17 protein-coding genes are annotated in these 16,180 nt (G+C 62.4%); 9 read left to right on the top strand and 8 right to left on the bottom strand.

The genetic code is table 11. From position 1 onward, the window contains the following. Positions 1–29: 29 nt before the first annotated feature. Positions 30–872: an NAD-dependent protein deacetylase gene (locus ACM6IT_RS12195; protein WP_414918077.1), complete on the bottom strand. Its 843-nt coding sequence runs from the start codon at positions 870–872 to the stop codon at positions 30–32. 119 nt (positions 873–991) lie between these two features. Continuing rightward, positions 992–2,038: a class I SAM-dependent methyltransferase gene (locus ACM6IT_RS12190; RefSeq protein WP_056723650.1), complete on the bottom strand. Its 1,047-nt coding sequence runs from the start codon at positions 2,036–2,038 to the stop codon at positions 992–994. Positions 2,039–2,384: 346 nt separating this feature from the next. Between ACM6IT_RS12190 and ACM6IT_RS12185 the strand changes: the two genes are divergently transcribed. Further along, entirely contained in the window at positions 2,385–3,215 is an 831-nt protein-coding gene (locus ACM6IT_RS12185; protein WP_414918076.1) for a DUF692 domain-containing protein, read from the top strand. A 3-nt stretch (positions 3,216–3,218) separates the two neighbouring features. Then, positions 3,219–3,974, top strand: a complete 756-nt coding sequence (locus ACM6IT_RS12180) for a DUF2063 domain-containing protein (protein ID WP_414918075.1) — start codon at positions 3,219–3,221, stop codon at positions 3,972–3,974. A 756-nt stretch (positions 3,975–4,730) separates the two neighbouring features. Here the strand turns inward: ACM6IT_RS12180 and ACM6IT_RS12175 are convergent. Beyond that, complete coding sequence (locus ACM6IT_RS12175) at positions 4,731–6,041, bottom strand: ATP-binding protein (RefSeq protein WP_414918074.1); 1,311 nt, start codon at positions 6,039–6,041, stop codon at positions 4,731–4,733. Further along, on the bottom strand, positions 6,038–6,778 hold the full coding sequence (locus ACM6IT_RS12170) for a response regulator (protein WP_056723657.1): 741 nt from the start codon (positions 6,776–6,778) through the stop codon (positions 6,038–6,040). The genes ACM6IT_RS12175 and ACM6IT_RS12170 overlap by 4 nt, the downstream gene beginning before the upstream one ends. 297 nt (positions 6,779–7,075) lie before the next feature. Between ACM6IT_RS12170 and ACM6IT_RS12165 the strand changes: the two genes are divergently transcribed. The 3 genes from ACM6IT_RS12165 to ACM6IT_RS12155 all read left to right on the top strand — a co-directional run bounded on the left by ACM6IT_RS12165 (position 7,076) and on the right by ACM6IT_RS12155 (position 8,978). Continuing rightward, complete coding sequence (locus tag ACM6IT_RS12165) at positions 7,076–7,339, top strand: DUF2790 domain-containing protein (protein WP_223542438.1); 264 nt, start codon at positions 7,076–7,078, stop codon at positions 7,337–7,339. A gap of 48 nt (positions 7,340–7,387) precedes the next feature. Next, positions 7,388–7,600 carry a hypothetical protein gene (locus tag ACM6IT_RS12160; RefSeq protein ID WP_414912995.1) on the top strand — a complete coding sequence of 71 codons (213 nt, stop codon included), beginning with the start codon at positions 7,388–7,390 and terminating at the stop codon, positions 7,598–7,600. A gap of 160 nt (positions 7,601–7,760) precedes the next feature. Continuing rightward, positions 7,761–8,978: a cytochrome c biogenesis protein DipZ gene (locus ACM6IT_RS12155; protein ID WP_414918073.1), complete on the top strand. Its 1,218-nt coding sequence runs from the start codon at positions 7,761–7,763 to the stop codon at positions 8,976–8,978. A 9-nt stretch (positions 8,979–8,987) separates the two neighbouring features. On the opposite strand, the gene ACM6IT_RS12150 is transcribed toward ACM6IT_RS12155, so the two are convergent. Next, a complete protein-coding gene (locus ACM6IT_RS12150; protein ID WP_414918072.1) occupies positions 8,988–9,980 on the bottom strand; it encodes an AraC family transcriptional regulator in 993 nt (330 codons plus the stop codon). Positions 9,981–10,159: 179 nt separating this feature from the next. On the opposite strand from ACM6IT_RS12150, the gene ACM6IT_RS12145 reads away from it, so the two are divergent. Then, positions 10,160–10,429, top strand: coding sequence for a DUF4242 domain-containing protein (locus ACM6IT_RS12145; RefSeq protein ID WP_056723667.1), 270 nt, complete (start codon positions 10,160–10,162; stop codon positions 10,427–10,429). Positions 10,430–10,473: 44 nt separating this feature from the next. Next, on the top strand, positions 10,474–11,286 hold the full coding sequence (locus ACM6IT_RS12140) for a class I SAM-dependent methyltransferase (protein WP_223542434.1): 813 nt from the start codon (positions 10,474–10,476) through the stop codon (positions 11,284–11,286). Between the two features lie 129 nt (positions 11,287–11,415). Here the strand turns inward: ACM6IT_RS12140 and ACM6IT_RS12135 are convergent, their stop codons facing one another. Both ACM6IT_RS12135 and pcsA read right to left on the bottom strand, forming a co-directional pair. Beyond that, positions 11,416–11,802, bottom strand: a complete 387-nt coding sequence (locus tag ACM6IT_RS12135) for a DUF488 domain-containing protein (RefSeq protein WP_414918071.1) — start codon at positions 11,800–11,802, stop codon at positions 11,416–11,418. A gap of 2 nt (positions 11,803–11,804) precedes the next feature. Next, positions 11,805–12,527, bottom strand: a complete 723-nt coding sequence (gene pcsA, locus ACM6IT_RS12130) for a phosphatidylcholine synthase (protein WP_414912999.1) — start codon at positions 12,525–12,527, stop codon at positions 11,805–11,807. 258 nt (positions 12,528–12,785) lie between these two features. On the opposite strand from pcsA, the gene ACM6IT_RS12125 reads away from it, so the two are divergent. Continuing rightward, positions 12,786–13,514 carry a tellurite resistance TerB family protein gene (locus ACM6IT_RS12125; protein ID WP_414918070.1) on the top strand — a complete coding sequence of 243 codons (729 nt, stop codon included), beginning with the start codon at positions 12,786–12,788 and terminating at the stop codon, positions 13,512–13,514. 207 nt (positions 13,515–13,721) lie between these two features. Further along, positions 13,722–15,758, top strand: coding sequence for a DNA ligase D (gene ligD / locus ACM6IT_RS12120; protein WP_414918069.1), 2,037 nt, complete (start codon positions 13,722–13,724; stop codon positions 15,756–15,758). Between the two features lie 148 nt (positions 15,759–15,906). On the opposite strand, the gene ACM6IT_RS12115 is transcribed toward ligD, so the two are convergent. After that, on the bottom strand, positions 15,907–16,180 hold a 274-nt coding region (locus ACM6IT_RS12115; protein WP_414918068.1), incomplete at its 5' end, for a DUF3313 family protein.

Raw genomic sequence — 16,180 nt, 5'->3', positions numbered from 1 at the left:
AAGCCCGCTCCCACAGGGTACTGTGTTGATCAGGAAGAGAGGCGTTCGGCCAATATTGGCAACAACCGCTCGCACGACCCCTCGATCTTCAAATCCAGCATCTCATCGGCCCGGGTCTTGCCCAGGTTGATCGCAATCAACGGCTTGCCCTGGTCCACCACCACCCGACACAAGCGAAACGCCGAGTAGGCCATCAACGACGAGCCAATCACCAACAGCCCGGCAGCCTGTTCGACGGCGGCCATCGCCTTGGCCGCCGTGGCCTGTGCGACGTTCTCGCCAAAAAATACCACGTCCGGCTTCATCCGTTCCCCGGCGCAATGTGGGCAGCGGGGGACCTGGAAGCGTGCCTCGAAGGCCGGGTCGAGCAAGGTGTCGCCATCCGGCGCCTGCACTGCGTCGACGCCGGCCAGGTACGGGTTCTGTGTTTCCATCAGGTGCTGGATCGAATCGCGTTCACTACGCTGGCCGCAATCCAGGCACAACACCCGGTGCAGACTGCCGTGGAGTTCGATCACGTCGTGGCTGCCGGCCTGATCGTGCAGGGTGTCAACGTTCTGGGTGATCAACCCGCTGATCTGCCGCGTGCCTTGCAAGCGGGCGAGGGTGTCGTGGGCCACGTTCGGTTGTGCCATTCGCACCCTCGGCCAGCCGAGCATCGCCCGCGCCCAATAGCGCCGCCGGGACTCCGGGGCCGAGAGAAACTCCTGGTACATCATCGGCTGTCGGCCACGCCGCACGCCCTGGCTGTCGCGATAATCCGGGATGCCCGAGGGCGTGCTGATACCGGCCCCGGTCAGCACGGCAAACGGTTGATCCGCCATGAGCTGATGGAGGCGATCGAGTTGGTCACGGGTCTGGCGGTCGAGCATGCCGGGAAACCTGTAGGAGCGAGCCTGTTCGCGATGGAGTGTCAGTCGACATCAATATAGCTGACACACCATCGTCGGACCGCCCGGAGCAAGCTCGCGCCTACAGATGACGGCGAGGATTATTTACGCGCCTCCAGAATCAGGTTGAACGGCGTTTCCGTGGCCCGGCGAAAACGAGTGAATCCGGCCTCGCTGAACACCTTGCGCAAGCGTGCTTCACCGGCCTGGGCACCCAGGCCGAGGCCAACTTCCTGGGACAGCGAGTTGGGCGTGCAGATGAAGGTCGATGCCGCGTAGAACAGGCGTCCGACCGGGTTGACGTTGTCGTCGAGCAAGTCGTTGGCGTAGGGCTCGACCAGCAGCACCGTGCCGTCGTCCTTCAGCGACTCATAGGCGTGTTTGGCCGCACCCACCGGGTCGCCCATGTCGTGCAGGCAGTCGAAGTAGCAGATCAGGTCGTAATCGCTGCCGGGGTAACTTTTCGCCGTGCCCTGGAAGAACCTGGCCCGGCTGGATACACCCCCTTCTTCGGCCCGCTGGGTGGCAACGGTGACGGACGGTGCGTGGTAGTCGAAGCCGACGAAGCGCGAATCCGGAAACGCCTGGGCCATGATCACCGTCGAGGCGCCATGGCCGCAGCCGATGTCCGCCACTTTGGCCCCGGCTTCCAGTTTGGCCACCACGCCGTCGAGGGCCGGCAACCATTCGGCGACCAGATGGGCTTTGTAGCCGGGGCGGAAGAAGCGTTCGGTGCCGCTGAACATGCACGGGTGGTGATCGCCCCAGGGCAGGGCGCCGTCGCCGCGCATGGCGCTGACCAGTTTGTCCTTGTCATGGAAAAACGACGCGACCACGCCAATCCCACCCGCCACATAAACCGGTGAGTCTTCGTTTGCCAACGCCATGGCTTGCTCTTCGGGGAGCCGGAACTGGCCGTCACGGTGTTCCATGTAGCCGGAGGCTGCATGGGCGCTGAGCCATTCGCGCAGCAGGCGGGTGTTGCAGCCGGTTTTCTCGGCAAGGGTTTCGGGGGTGATGGGCTGACTGTCGGCCATCGCCCGGTACAGGCCGAGCTCTTCGCCAAGGATGACGTTGGCGAGCATCGCCGCGCCGCCCATGTCATTCACCAGTTTGCCCATGAAATCGTTGAGTCTGGCCTCGTCCATCATGTGTGCTCCTTTAACAGGATCACGGTCCAGAGGCATTGTCTGGCGAGGCGTTCGCCGCTGGGCGGTGGTCGTGGGGATGTACAGGGCACCAAGCGGGCCCTGTGTGCAGTAAGTTTAGTCCGGGCCTTGTAGCGCGCGGCCTGGCGCGACGAAAGCAACGTTTATTCTGCCGCTATACGACCCTGTGGGAGAGATGTATCTCACTGTGTCCCACCGGCCTTTCGATACAGTCCCGCGCAACTTCAGACCCCAGCCGAACACAGTCCAGATACACCCTTTCGATTAACTCTGTCTCATGGCGGGCACCGGCTCGCGTCCTTGAACATCTTGTGAGATCGACACCATGCAGACCTCCATTCCCCCCGTAGCCAAGGCCAGCGCAGGGCTTGGCCTGCGTCGCGGTTTACTCAAAGACCTCCAGGCCGCACCGGCAGGGGATTTCGATTTTCTGGAAGTCGCCCCGGAAAACTGGATCGGCATCGGCGGTGCCCACGGCGCGGCATTGCGCGCCCTGGCCGAACGCTATCCATTGTCCTGTCACGGCTTGTCCCTGTCCCTCGGCGGGCCGTCGCCGCTGGACGTCGATTTTCTGCATGAGGTTCGCAGCTTCCTCGATCATTACAACGTGCCGCTGTACAGCGAGCACCTGAGCTATTGCAGCGACGACGGCCACCTGTATGACCTGTTGCCGTTGCCGTTCACTGAAGAAGCGGTGCACCACGTCGCGGCGCGTATTCGTCAGGCCCAGGATATTCTCGGTCGGCGCCTGGCAGTGGAAAACGTTTCCTATTACGCCGCGCCCCGGCAAGACATGGACGAGGTGACCTTCACCAATGCCGTGCTGCGCGAGGCCGATTGCGACCTGCTGCTGGACGTCAATAACGTCTACGTCAATTCGATCAACCACGGCTTCGATCCGCAGGCGTTTCTCGCTGGCATCGATTCCGGTCGGGTGGTGGCCATGCACATTGCCGGGCATTTCGACGAGTCCGATTCCTTGAAGATCGACACCCACGGCGCTTCGGTCAAACCGGCGGTGTGGTCGTTGCTGGCCCAGGCCTATGCCCGGTTCGGTGTGCAACCGACCTTGCTGGAGCGGGATTTCAACTTTCCCGCGTTCGCTGAACTGGTGGCGGAATTGCAGACCATTCGCCGCTTGCAACAGGAGGTTTGAACCGTGGAGAAGCAATCGTTGCATCAGCAGCAAAGCACCATGGGCCAATACCTGCGTGATCCCGAGCGTTTCGCGCCACCGGCCGAAATGGACGCTGCCCGGGCGCAGGTGTATCGCGATCTGGTGTTTGCCAATCTGTCGTCCTTGCTCAGTGGTACTTTTCCGGTGCTGGTGAAGATTCTGGGCAATGAGCACTGGCGTTCGCTGGTGCGGATTTTTCTGCGGGACTACCGCGCCCGCACGCCGAAGTTTGGTGAGATTGCTGAGGAGTTTGTCGGGTTTCTCGCGGCCGGGCCTCAGGCGTTGAGCGATGGGCCGTGGCCGCCGTTCATGGTGGAGCTGGCGCATTACGAGTGGGTGGAAATGGCCTTGCAACAATCCGACGCCGAGCCTCTGGTTGGCGGTGATGCCGCGTTGCTGCTGGATCGGCCCTTGGGGGTGTCGCCGTTGGCCTGGCCGTTGGCTTATGCCTGGCCGGTGCAGCAGGTGGGGCCGGATTATCAGCCGGACGTTTTACCTGCTCAGCCGACTTTGTTGCTGGTGCGTCGTGCCGAGGATTGGAGTGTGAGGTTTTCTGAGTTGAGTCCGTTGGCGTGGCGGTTGTTGCTGCGTATTCGTGAGTTTCCGGAGTTGACCGGGCATGAGCAGTTGCAAGGATTGGCGGTGGAGGCGGGGATGGTGGGGGATTCGGGGTTTCTGGTGGGTGGGTTGGCGTTGTTGCGGCAGATGCATGGGGAGGGGGTTGTTGGGGTTGTTTGACCTTGGCGGCCTTTGGGCCGACCAGGCTGCTTTTTTGATTGAGTACATATCCGTTGCTGCGGTAACGGCCACTTATGGTTTCGCCCTTACGGCGACTTACTTTTTTTACAAGCGCCTAAAAAAAGTAAGCAAAAAAACGCTCGCCCCGAACGTACGGCCCCTCGCTAAGGCTCGGGGTTCCTTCGCTGCGGTATTCATCCGGGGGCATTGCCCTCCGGTCGGCTTCGCTTCGACCTACATGCAATGAGTTCGACTGCGTCGAACGGCGCTGCGCGCCAGTCCCCGGATGAACACCTGCGCTCAGCCTTCCGAGGGGGCGGGTGGATCAAGATCAAGAGCTGCAGGCGAGCTAACGCTCGGCCTGATGAGTGGTGAGAAGCGGCGCGGTGTGGGCTGCTCTGCCTTTGCTCTTCTATGGGAGCGACGGTGCGGCGATCCGACTTGCTCGCGATGGCGGCGGGCCCACGGAGCAGGACCGGAGCGAGGGCATGCCGAGCCTAAGCGAGGCACCGAATGTAAGGGGCAAAGCGCTTTGGTTACTTTGCGCCGGGCCGCGCAGGCTTTTCGATAGTCACCCGCCGTAAGGACGGAGCCCTAAGTAGCTGTGACCGCAGCAACGGATATGTACACCCTCAAAAATCCATGCCGCCTGACACAAAGCCATCGTCGGAACACCGCCCGGACCAAGCCCGTTCCCACAGGGATCCTCAGTGGCCACAAGTCCCGAGTAAACCCGCAAACCCGAACCGAAAACATCTACACCGGCAATCGCAACTCCGCACACAACCCGCCACCCTCACGATTGCTCAAGGTCAACGACCCTCCAATCGCGACCGCCAGTTGCTGGGCGATCGCCAGCCCCAGCCCGGTGCCGCCGGTGCTGCGGTTGCGGGAATTCTCAACGCGATAGAACGGCTCCATCACTTGCTTGAGTTCCTCCTCGGCGATCCCCGGACCACGGTCGAGGATCCTGATCGAGAGGTTGCCATCGGCCCGTTTTTCCACCTGCAATTGAGCAGCACCGGCAAACTTCAATGCGTTGTCCGTGAGGTTGACCAGCACCCGGCGCAAGGCGTGGGGGCGGGTATCGATGACGGCCGCACTCTTGCCGGTGAGCTGAACATCCTTGCCCACGTCCTGATAGTCGAACACCAGGCTGTCGAGGAACGAGTCGAGGTCGGTGCGGCGGCTTTCTTCGGTGGCGCCGTGGATGCTGCGGGCGTAGGCCACGCCTTCGCGCACCAGGTGTTCCATCTCGCCCAGGTCGTTCCACAGTTTGTCTTTCTCACTGGAGTCGTCCATGAACTCGGCGCGCAGTTTCATGCGGGTGATCGGGGTTTGCAGGTCGTGGGAGATTGCCGCGAGCAGTTGCATGCGTTCTTTCAAGTAGGCCGCGATGCGTGCCTGCATCGAGTTGAAGGCCCTGGCAGCGTGGGCAACTTCGCTCGGGCCTCTTTCGTCGAGGAGTACCGGGTGCGCGTTGGGGTCCAGGGTTTCCACGGCACCGGCGAGGCGGGTGAGGGGGCGGATGGCGATTCTCACCGCCAGCCAGGAGCACGCCAGCATCAACGTCAGTTGCCCGAGCAACACGATGGGCAGCCAGGGTGACAACGGCACCATCGCCGGGCGGACGTCGATGGTCAGCGGGCTGCCATCGGCCAGGTTCAAGTGCACTTGGAAATGTTTTTTCGGCCCGGGGATGTCGGTGAAGGTCATCGGGTAATCGTGGCCGATGGCGTCCTTGATCGAGGCAATGGCGATGGGCGCATCGGGCATGTCGGTGCGCATGGGCGTGCCCGGCGAACCCTCATTGAGCATGTAACTGTAATTGCGCCGCTCCAGTTGTTTGAGCCAGGCGGCTCGCTCATCGACGGGCAAGCGGTCGAGGATGGCAACGGAGGTGGAAACGTCGGTTTCCAGGTTGCCGAGCATGGTGTTTTTCGAGGACTCGTAGCGTTCGTAGTACTGCACACCGAAGGACAGCGCCTGGGCGAGGATCAGGCCGATCAGGAAAATCAGCGACAGCCGCGAAGCCAGGGTGCGCGGCCAATGCAGCGCCAGGGTCATGATTGATCGCCCAGGATTTCCACCGGCAGGGAAAACACATAGCCTTCGCTGCGTACGGTCTTGATGTAGGCCGGCTCGCGAGCGTCGTCGAGCAAGCGCTGGCGCAGGCGACTGACCAGCAGATCGATGGAACGGTCGAACAGGTCGGCGTCGCGGCCCTGGGTCAGGTTGAGCAATTGATCGCGGTTGAGCACCCGCTGCGGATGGTCGAGAAACACCCGCAATAATCGATATTCGGCACCGCTCAGGGCCACCATGGTGCCGTCTGTATCGAGCAGGTGACGGGCCGAGGTGTCCAGGCGCCAACGGCCGAAGGCCAACAGGCGGCTGGCTTCGGTCACCACCAGGTTCGGCGGCAGCATGCGCGTGCGTCGCAGCACCGCGTTGATCCGCGCCAGCAGTTCGCGGGCGGCGAATGGCTTGACCAGGTAGTCGTCGGCGCCCATTTCCAGGCCGAGGATGCGATCGGTTTCATCGTTGCGGGCGGTGAGCATCAGCACCGGTGTGGCCTTGTGCTTGCCGGCGCGCAATTCGCGGCAGAGCAGCAGGCCATCGTCCCCTGGCATCATGATGTCCAGCACGATCAGGTCCACTGGAGTGGTTTCCAGAAAAGCGCGCATCTGCCGTCCATCCGCCACGACCGTGGTGCGCAGGCCGTTTTTCTTCAGGTAGTTGCCAACCAGTTCGCGGATTTCGCGGTCATCGTCAACGATGAGGATGTGATCAACGTGATCCATTGGGCCAAACCTCTGGTAAATGGGGAATGCCACACAGTCTATAGAGCCTGGGCGGGCTCGCCTGCCGCCCTTTGTATTGCAGTGTATCTGGCTTGCCTGCGGATACACACGAAGGCAAAAAAGCCGATTTCCAGCGGTTTTGTATGCCTGTGTATCCAGGCGCCGTTCTGATACGCAGCGATTGATTCACGCCGATTCCCGACACAGACGAGATACCTCACAGGCTTTTAATGGGTTCCATCGAGGCCAGCCAGAGCGCCTCGGCCCAACGACCTGTCGAACCCTGAGGAATCCGCCATGAACACCAAGGCCATCTACGCCGCCTGCCTGTTTGCCGCCCTGAACATCTGCACCTTGTCGGCCCGTGCCGAAGCCGATGTCGCTCCCAGAACCTACACCTACGGCACCCAACTGGACATCAGGAAAGTGCTGTCGCTGACCGAGGACGCTACGCCTTCCTGCGGCGTGGTGAATGCGCAGCTGACGTACCTCGACTCCCAGTCCAGGACCCAAGTGCTGGATTACCGCAAATTCGCTGACAACTGCAACTCGCAAAACTGAGTGTCGCGCCCGACCACCGCCTGATCCATTTAAAACAGGAAGGACATCATGAACAACGTTTCCCGCTACCTGACCGCCATCGTCTTTTCCGTCGCCGGTGCGGCGGCCCATGCCAACGCCACTGTCGAGCAAAGCGCCTGCGCCGGCAACACCTGCTTCCAGCTCACGCCTGTGGCGCAGAAGGATACCCAGGGCTTCCTGGCGCAAGACGGTTCCAGCCGCACGCCGCAAGGGCAGTTGCTGGATGAGCAGACGGCTTGAGAACACCCCAATCCAATGTGGGAGCGGGCTTGCTCGCGAAGAGGCCAGTACATTCAACATTGATATCAACTGAAAGTACGTCTTCGTCGGAACGCCGCCCGGAGCAAGCCCGCTCCCACACTGGCTCTGTGTCGCCCTATAACCTGCATCAGGTGATCCCATGTTACTCATCGCTTTCCTGGGCGGCATATTGACCGTCCTCAGCCCGTGCATCCTGCCGGTCGTGCCCTTCCTGTTTGCCGGGGCCGACCGCACACGTTCCTCGATCCTGCTGACCCTCGGCGGCATGGTCCTGACCTTTGCCCTGGTCTCCAGCCTGGCCGTGGTCAGCAGCGAGTGGGTGATCCAGGCCAGCAATACCGGCCGCCACGTCGCGCTGGTGGTGATGGTGCTTTTCGCCCTGTCGCTGATTTCCGCCCGGGTCGGTGACTGGCTGGCGCGGCCCTTCGTGCTGCTGGGCAATCGCATCGACCCGAACTCGCGCAAGATGTCCCGGCCGCTGGCCTCGATCATGATCGGCGTCGCCACCGGGCTGCTCTGGGCACCCTGCGCCGGGCCGATCCTCGGGGTGATTCTCACCAGCGCCATGCTGCGAGGCGCGAACGCCGGCACCAGTCTGTTGCTGGTGGCCTATGGCGCGGGCAGTGCGCTGTCCCTGGGCACCTTGATCTTTGCCGGTCGCGGCCTGGTTAATCGCTTGAAACCGTCGATTCCGGTCACTGGCTGGTTGCGCCGTGGCGCCGGGGTTGCGGTGCTGTCCGGTGCGGCGGTGATTGCAACGGGGGCCAATGACCTGTTGCTGGCCAACACCTCATCGCAAGGTGTCAGCAGTGTGGAGAAAGACGTGCTGGAAGCCGTGCCGAAAGTCGTCGATTACCTGGTCAGCAAGGTCAAGGCCGACAGCACCATGGGCGATGCCCAGGGTGCCATGCCCTCGCTGTCCGGCGCGGTGGACTGGCTCAACTCGCCGGCCCTGAGCAACGAGGCCGTTAAAGGCAAAGTGGTGCTGGTGGACTTCTGGACCTTCGACTGCATCAACTGCAAGCACACCCTGCCGTACGTGAAGGACTGGGCGAAGAAGTACGAAAAGGACGGGCTGGTGGTGATCGGCGTGCACACGCCCGAATACGGCTTTGAACGCATCATCGACAACGTCAGGGCCAAGGTTAAGGAGTACGGCATCACCTACCCGGTGGCGATCGACAACAACTACGCGATCTGGCGCAACTTCGACAACCAGTACTGGCCGGCGCACTACCTGATCGATGCCAAGGGGCAGGTGCGTTACACCCACTTCGGTGAGGGTAGTTATGACACTCAGGAGAAGATGATTCAGCAGTTGCTGGAGGAGGCCAAGGCAAGCGCGCCAACGGCGTAATTGGCTCGATCAATGGCTCACAGGTCTTGCCTCGTGGGCCATGGTCTTTTTCTCCTGACCGCGCCGCCACGCCGCCGGTGGCGCACCGAACTCGCGACGGAAGGCGCGGCTGAAAGCGGTATCGGTCTGGTAACCCACTTCTTCGGCGATGCGCGTCAATGAGCTGTTGCTGCTGCGTAACAGGTTGGCGGCGAGCAACATGCGCCATTGCGTCAGGTACTGCATCGGCGACACCCCCACCAGTTGCTGGAAGCGTTCGGCCAACACCGATCTTGAGGTGCTGGCGGTGCGCGCCAGTTCGTCCAGCGTCCAGGCGTGGCAGGGCTTTTTGTGCAAGGCGTTGAGGGCGGCGCCGACGATGCGGTCGCGCACGCCGGCCAGCCAGCCGGTGCGGCCTTCGCCCTGTTCGTTCATGTACAGGCGCAACACTTCGATGAACAGTACTTCGGCCAGTTTGGCCAATACCCCTTCGCCGCCAGGGCGAGGCGAGCGGGCTTCGGCGAGGGCATAACGCACGGAGGATTCCAGCCAGATACCGGCATCCGAACCGCGTACATTGACGCGCACCACGGCCGGCAAGCCCTTGAGCAACATGCCCGCCAGGCGCGTGTCGCACGCAAGGTAACCACACACCAACCGGGTGACCGCGCCACCTCCGCCATAACTCAACTGCCGAGGGCGGCGCGCGAGCACCGCATCCAGTCGCGCACCCGTGGCCGGGGGCAACCCGGGACGGGAGCACATGCGGTGGGCATCGCCCTGGGGGAAGATCACCACGTCGCCCGCACTCAGCAGCAGCGGCGGGGCATCGCCCAATTCCACGTAGCACTCACCCTCGGTGATCAGGTGAAAGATCACCACTCGTTCCGCATCGGGCTCCAGGAACGGCGCCGCCGTATCGGCGCTGGGCGACTGGTAGCACCAGGGCGCGGTGAACCGGGCGTTGATGAAGATCGCGCCGACCAGGTGCACGACACGCAGGGTCTGTGACAGAGCGTCCATTGGGGTTTCCCCGTGGGAGGTTCCTGATTGTGAGCGCGCCTGCGCGCTACGTGGAATCTCCGGACGATCGGGCAGGGTTGGGCGACGATCGGACAGGACGCCAGCGCCCGTCAGGACGATAGTTTGTCTACGGGGTCAATACCGGCCCTGCTACCCAGAACAAGAAAAGAGAGGTTGCCATGCCGAAGTTCGTGATTGAACGCGAGATCCAGGGCGCCGGAGCATTGTCGGAAAGGGATTTGAAAGCCGCTTCGCTCAAGTCCTGCCAGGCGTTGCGTGAGTTGCCAGAGGTGCAGTGGCTGCAGAGCTATGTCACCGGTGACAAACTCTACTGCGTGTACATCTCGCCGAACGAGGAGCAGATCCGGGAGCACGCCAGGATCAGTGGTTTTCCCGCCAACCGCATTTCCCAGGTCATGAATATCATCGATCCGACGACGGCGGAGTAACCGCGACCGGACCCGACTCGTGTTTCAAACCAGAGACCGTTTCCATGAGTACACCCATTGATCTGACTGCCTTGAAAAACCGCCAGATGGCCTCCTGGGCCAGCGGTGACTACGCCGTGATCGGCACCACCCTGCAGATCGTCGGCGAGCAACTGGCCGAAGCCTGCGACCTGTTGTGCGATGAGCGCGTGCTCGACGTAGCCGCCGGTAACGGCAACGCAACCCTCGCGGCTGCCCGCCGTGGCTGCCAGGTGACGTCCACCGACTATGTCGCCGCCTTGCTCGAACGCGGCGAAGAACGGGCCCGGGCAGAACGCCTGAAGGTCTCCTTCCAGGTCGCCGATGCCGAAGCCTTGCCCTTTGCCGACGGCAGTTTTGATGCCGTGCTGTCGACCTTCGGCGTGATGTTCACGCCAGACCAGCCCAAGGCCGCCGCGGAACTGGCGCGGGTTTGTCGCCCGGGCGGGCGGATCGGCCTGGCCAACTGGACGCCGGAAGGTTTCGTCGGCCAGATGTTCAAGACCCTGGGCCAACACCTGCCACCCCCTCCGGGCGCCAATCCGCCCTCCCGCTGGGGCAGCGAAGCCTGGCTGCGCGAGCATTTCGACGAGCGTGAATTCCTGCTTCAGGTGACACGCCGCACGTTCAATTTCCGCTATCGCTCGGCGGCGCATTTCATCGACACCTTCCGCCAGTGGTACGGGCCGGTGCACAAGGCCTTCGCCGCGCTGCCCGCGGATGGCGCCAAGGCACTGGAGAGGGACCTGAGCGAGCTGATCAACCGGATGAACCGGGCGGGCGACAAGTCGCTGGTGGTGCCGAGTGAATACCTGGAGGTGGTGATTACGCGGCGTTGAGTTACCACAAGTCCAATGTGGGAGCGGGCTTGCTCGCGAAAGCGGTGTGTCAGCCACAGCATCTTCGACTGAAAGACCGCATTCGCGAGCAGGCCAGCTCCCACAGGAGTTGTGTGGTGGTCATTGCCTCTAAATCACTACAGCACCTCGAGCCTCCAGCAACTCGCGCAACACCGACCGGTGACAATGCGCTTCATCCTCGCAATAACAACCCACGGCCAGGGACGTCTGGTGGGACAGCGCGGCCAGCAGGTCCAGCATCTGACTGGCAGCGGGCTGGCTCATCTCGGCCTTGAACTTGCGCCGGAACACCTCCCAGGCCTTGGCATCCTGTGCGGCCTTGGCCTCGGCCACCAACTCGGCACTGGGCGACAGCAGCGGTTGCCAGACATCATAAAAGTCCCGACGGGCGAATTCGGTTTTCGGTACGCCGCGTGGAGGGCGGCGTACCGTGCCCAGGCGCAAGCCTTCGTCAGGCCGACGGGGTGATCCGAGTTGAACGATATGGACCGCCATGGCTACTTGAGCCCCGACTCGTCGAACCACTCCAGCGCCGTGCGCCACAGGCAGATGCCCAGGAAGTACGCCGACATCAGCAACCACAAGCCCATTACCAACGGATTGATCCGTGGATGGTTGAGCACCAGTGACAGGCTGCACAGCAACCAGATGGCTGTCACCGCAATGTTGATCGGCATGAACCGGCGCACGCGAAACGGGTGCAGGAATTTCATCCGGGTCACGGTCAGCAGCGCCAGGCCGATGACCGTGACGAAGGTGATCCACGGCGGCGGGGCGATGATGTACAGGCACAGGGCGACCACGTTCCAGGCGGCGGGGAAACCCTGGAAGTAGTTGTCGGTGCTCTTCATGTTGACGTTGCAGAAGCAGAACAGCGACGACACCAGAATCAGCGACACGCTCAGCAGCAGGGTGTAGTCCGGCAACGGAATGTAGCGGTAGATGAACAGTGCCGGGATAAACACGTACGTCAGGTAGTCGATCACCAGGTCGAGGATCGAGCCATCGAAGCTCGGCAACACCGACTGCACGTTGACCTTGCGTGCCAGCGCACCGTCCAGTCCGTCGACGATCAGGGCGACACCCAGCCACAGCAGGCAATGGGTCGGTTGGTTCTCCAGCAGGGACAGGGTGGCGAGGAAAGCGGTGACCACGCCAGTGGCGGTAAAGCCATGGGCGCCCCATGCTTTGAGCCTGGCGATGTACAGGGTTGAAATCACGGGGGCGTTCTCCAGTGAATGAAGCAAGCCAGTTGTCGCCCCGCGTATGGGGGCGGTGGCAAACCGGGTCGGGTTGCAGGTATCGACCGGGTTTGCGGGAATAAGGTTCACCACCTATGAATCTTAGCTGCGCCGCCAGGAAATACTCCGGAGCAATCCGCGGTAGCGCGGGCGGGTCAGCCCAACGGTGCTGGCACATTCGCCGGCGGGGGCTATCGTTGCCTGACTGGATAAACGCCCTTCAAGAGGACAACTGCCATGAACACCAGCGACCTGCTCGAACAATTACTGCGCGCCGGCCAGGGCTCGATGGCGCAACAGGGTGGCGGTGGCTCGTCGGCCCAAGGCGGGCTCGGCGACCTGGGTGGATTGCTCGGCGGCTTGTTGGGTGGTGGTGCTGGTGCAGGCAGTGGCGGTGGTAGCGCTGGGTTGGGCGATTTGCTCGGTGGCTTGCTCGGCGGTGGTTCGCCGATGGGCGGTGCACCGCAAAGTCGCTCCGCTGGCGGCACTAATTATGCGGCGCTGGCGTCCCTGGGCATGATGGCGTTCCAGGCGTACCAGGCCTGGCAACGCAGTCAGGCGTCGGCGCCGCAAGAAGCGCCACGGACCGTGGACTTGCTGGCCGGCCCGGAGGCCGAGGAGCACAGCCATGGGATCCTGCGGGCATTGATCGCCGCGGCCAAGGCCGATGGCCGCATCGACGAAGCCGAGAAGCACATGATCAGCACTGAAATCGGCCGTCACACCGACGATCCGCAATTGCAGCAATGGCTGGACGACGAGGTCGCCAAGCCTCTGGACCCCAATGAAGTGGCGCAATCGGCCACCGACCCGGCCATGGCCTCGGAGATGTACCTGGCCAGTGTGATGCTGGTGGACGACCAGCAGGACGCCGAGCGCAACTATCTGGATGAACTGGCTGCGGCGTTGCAGATCGACCCGCTATTGCAATTGCATCTGGAACAGCAGGCCAAGGGTACTGCCTGAAAGGGTGCATCCGCCTTGGTAAAGCTTCGCGAGCCTGCTCGCGAAGAACGATGACTCGGTCAACCTGCGCAAACACCGGCCGTACCCCGCGCCACAAGCCCGTCCGTCCGGGCTTTTTCAACGTTGATTGAATTATTGCGCCGCTCGCTGGCTCTGCTTGATTAGAAGACGTTTGCATTCGACGTCCTGGCGCGAAGCAGGTAAGCCATGCCCCGCAACCTCGATGATTACAACCGCCTGGGTGACTTTTCGGCGACCTCCAGGGCCGCCGCCAAGCGCTCACGCCCGGGAGCATCATCGCCCCTCACCGGTGCGCGCAAAGCCAGGCTACCCGAGTTGCTCAAGCCTGAGTTGGCGACGCTGGTGGAAAAAATCCCCGACGGCCCGTGGAGCTACGAAATCAAGTTCGACGGCTACCGCATCATGGCCCGCATCGACCACGGCGAGGTGAAGCTGATCACCCGCAATGGCCACGACTGGACCCACAAACTGCCGGGGCAGGCCACGGCCCTGGCCGCGCTGGACCTGGAATCGGCGTGGCTCGACGGTGAAATGGTGGTGATGGACGAACAGGGTGTGCCGGACTTTCAGGCGCTGCAAAACGCCTTCGAAGAGGATCGCAGCGACGGCATTCTCTACTACCTGTTCGACCTGCCGTACCTCAATGGCGTGGACCTGCGCGAGGTGTCGGTCGAAGAGCGTCGGGCCGCGCTGGCGACCGTGCTCAAGGCCAATAAAGATCCGTTGCTGCGCTTCTCCGAGTCGTTTGGCCAGGAGCCCCGGGCCTTGCTCGACAGCGCCTGCCAGATGCGCATGGAAGGCTTGATCGGCAAGCGTCTGGGTTCGCCCTATCTCTCCCGGCGCAGCAGTGACTGGATCAAGCTCAAATGCCAGCAACGGCAGGAATTCATCATCGTTGGCTTCACCGAGCCGAAAGGCTCGCGTCATGCCTTCGGGGCATTGCTGCTGGGGCTGCATGACCGCGATGGGGGCGAGTTGCGCTACGCCGGCAAGGTCGGCACCGGGTTCAACGAGGCGACCTTGCGCAGCCTCCATGAACAACTCAAGCCGTTGCAGGTGAAAAAGCCGCCTGTGGTTAACCCACCCGTCGGTTCGCAGGCCAGGGATGTGCACTGGCTCAAACCCAGGCTGCTGGCGGAAGTGGCCTTCGCTGAAATGACCAGGGACGGCTCGGTACGCCATGCCGTGTTCCATGGTCTGCGCAAGGACAAACCGGCCCGAGCCATCACCGAGGAGCGTGCGAGTACCGTGAAAACCTCCACTGAGAAAAAAACCGGCACGGCAAAGCCCGCAGCCACGCAAAAGAAAGCCGCGCCTGCCCCCTCACAGATCGGTCTGGAGGACGGCAAGGTCCGCATCACTCACCCGGACCGGGTGATCGACCCCGCCAGCGGCACGACCAAACTGCAACTGGCGCAGTACTACGCCAGTGTCGCCGAGTGGATCCTGCCCGAACTCAAGGATCGTCCGGTGGCGCTGGTGCGTGCCCCGGACGGCATCGCTGGCGAGCTGTTTTTTCAGAAAAACGCCGAGCACCTGGCGATCCCCGGCATCACCATGCTGGACAAACAACTCACCGGCCAGCCGATGATGCTCATCGACAATGCCGAGGCGCTGGTTGGCGCGGTGCAGATGAGTACCGTGGAACTGCATACCTGGAATGCGACGTCTGACAAACTCGACAAGCCGGACCGTTTTGTCCTCGACCTTGACCCGGACCCGGCGCTGCCATGGAAGCGCATGGTCGAGGCCACGCAACTGACAGTGTCGGTGCTGGATGAACTGGGGCTCAAGGCGTTTCTGAAAACCAGCGGCGGCAAGGGCATTCATGTGGTGGTGCCGTTGACCCGCAAGCTCGGTTGGGACGAGGTCAAGGATTTCAGCCATGCCATTGTCAACCACATGGCCAAGCTGTTGCCCGAGCGTTTTTCGGCAGTGTCGGGACCGAAGAACCGGGTCGGACGGATCTTTATCGATTACCTGCGCAACGGCCTGGGGGCGACCACCATTTGCGCCTACGCCGTACGTACCCGCGAAGGGTTGCCGGTGTCGATGCCGATCTGGCGCGAAGAGGTGGCCGAACTCAAGGGTGCCAATCAATGGAACCTGCACAACGTGCATGAGCGTCTGGCTGAAGTCGGGGATGGGCCGTGGGCGCAGATGCCCGGAACCCGACAAGCGATCACTGCCGAGATGCGCCGGCGGGTGGGGATGAAGAAGTGACCGCAAGGGTCAGGAGGGGAACCTCTGTGGCGAGGGAGCTTGCTCCCGCTCTCGACTGCGCAGCAGTCGCAAAACATGTCGTTGCCGACAGTCCAGGGGCCGCTACGCAGCCCGGCGCGAGCAAGCTCGCTCGCCACAAAGGCAGGTGTTACTTGAGGAATGCCTGGAAGTCGGTACCCAGTTTGTCGATCGCCGCCTTGAAGTCCTTGGCGGTAATCTGCTGGCTTTCGTTTTTCAGTTCGGTGCCGAACACCTTGCGCACCACTTTGGCCACGGTCTGGTTGCTCTTGGCGTCGACGAACTCGGCTTCGATGAACAGGTTGGTGTCCTGGTCACGGTGGCCGGTGGCGGCCTGGGTTGCGCCGACGACGGCCGCGATGGGAACCACTTCATACCACTTCATGCCTTCGTTGGAGGCACTT

Origin of the sequence: Pseudomonas sp. IT-P4 (assembly GCF_949767755.1) — a bacterium.
In the GTDB taxonomy this organism is placed as follows: domain Bacteria; phylum Pseudomonadota; class Gammaproteobacteria; order Pseudomonadales; family Pseudomonadaceae; genus Aquipseudomonas; species Aquipseudomonas monachiensis.
Note: the sequence above shows the minus strand (reverse complement) of the source record. Positions and strands in the feature narration are given on the sequence as shown.